Source organism: Mycobacterium helveticum, from assembly GCF_007714205.1.
Lineage (GTDB): Bacteria > Actinomycetota > Actinomycetes > Mycobacteriales > Mycobacteriaceae > Mycobacterium > Mycobacterium helveticum.
Genome location: NZ_VMQU01000288.1, coordinates 1 through 1,372 on the forward strand (window position 1 = coordinate 1; position 1,372 = coordinate 1,372).

General features: G+C 58.2%; 2 protein-coding genes. One reads left to right on the plus strand and one right to left on the minus strand.

Annotated features, from left to right (window positions below; genetic code table 11):
• Nucleotides 1–88 precede the first annotated feature (88 nt).
• Nucleotides 89–268: a transposase gene (locus tag FPZ47_RS30840; protein ID WP_425461856.1), complete on the plus strand. Its 180-nt coding sequence runs from the start codon at nt 89–91 to the stop codon at nt 266–268.
• A gap of 93 nt (nt 269–361) precedes the next feature.
• On the opposite strand, the gene FPZ47_RS27520 is transcribed toward FPZ47_RS30840, so the two are convergent.
• Complete coding sequence (locus FPZ47_RS27520; RefSeq protein WP_144957444.1) at nt 362–1,051, minus strand: alpha/beta fold hydrolase; 690 nt, start codon at nt 1,049–1,051, stop codon at nt 362–364.
• Nucleotides 1,052–1,372: the final 321 nt, after the last annotated feature.

Genomic DNA, 1,372 nt, shown 5'->3' on the forward strand with positions numbered 1-1,372 from the left:
AGATGATCAATGAGCACACCCCGGTTCTGGCTGGGTATTTCTAACCGCGAATGGCTCATTAACTCAAACACACCTCAGCTGGACCCGGCTGCTGCTCCTCGACGGTGCCCTCGCCATCGCCGAACCGGCGACCCTACGCTACCGGCTGCTCCACGTCGGTGCCCGGATCATCAAACGATCCCGCAAGACCATCCTACGGATATCCGAAACATGGCCCTGGGCAACCGAACTGCAGACAGCGTTCCACCGCGTCGCAGCCATCCCATAACAGCGGGCCACCAATCCCGATCACCCCAGAAAGGAGCTGAGCAGCCCCGGGCAGTGGAACCCGGCGTCACCGCATGACACGCGGCGCCGCCGCCTACCGCCGCCCCGACAACCGGGACCAACTCACCTGATCGCCGCTACCGACAGCCGAACCCCCACCCCCGTGAAAAATCGAGGTACAGTTATCCACATGGATCTCCAGCTCCTCCTCCGTCAGTAAAGGCGTGCGGTACGACCAGTGATCGAAGAAGTGCTTGAAGTAGATCCGGCAGGCCTCACGGCTTGAAGTAACGAGTTCGACCGACATATCTGTCTGATGGAACTGCGAATACCACGACTCAGCGATGTGCGGGAAGCCAAGATAAAAAGGGCCGAAATCGGGGGTAATGGGATCGAAGATCGCCGCCTTTATAACCCTGTCGCGGTACTTGCGGATGAATTTGTGAACGACGATTGCAGCGTAGTCGTGTCCCACGACGTACGCTTGATCGATTTCTAATGCGTCCAACAACCCTGCTTGGTCGTCGGTAGTCCGTTCCAGCGAGTACTGCGACAGGTCGGATAAGTCGGGCTTCTCTGAGTCACCGAACCCACGCAAATCCGGAATGATCACATCGTAGTGCTGCGAAAGCGGTCCAATTACCTTACTCCATTCCCACCAGAATCCTGGCCAGCCGTGCAGCAGCAACAGCGTCGGCCCGGATCCCTCGCGTACATAATGAATCTTCACCTCTGGAAGCTGCACCTCATAATGCTTGAAGTCCTCGGGGTGTCTAACCGTCATTTGCTGACCTTTGTTTGGCGGGGGGTGATCGAGCTCATGGCCTTGGCATCTGCCCGGAAATCGCGGCTCCTCGTACCTGTTCCTGACGGTGCAGACCACCGTCGCTGTGAGACCAGCGTCACGCACCACTGTCGGGTCAACTACCTCCGATCGGAGGTCGTCGAGGTCTCGGTTTCGGTGGTCGCGAACCGACCCGGCGTTACAGTCGAAAGGTGTTTCCTCACCGACGGGGCCAGACCAGCTCACCTCAAAATTTCACGGTAGCCCGAGTTTTCCCCGTGGTGGCTGTTGAGGTCACGAGTTGAGCTTGATTTCCGGTTT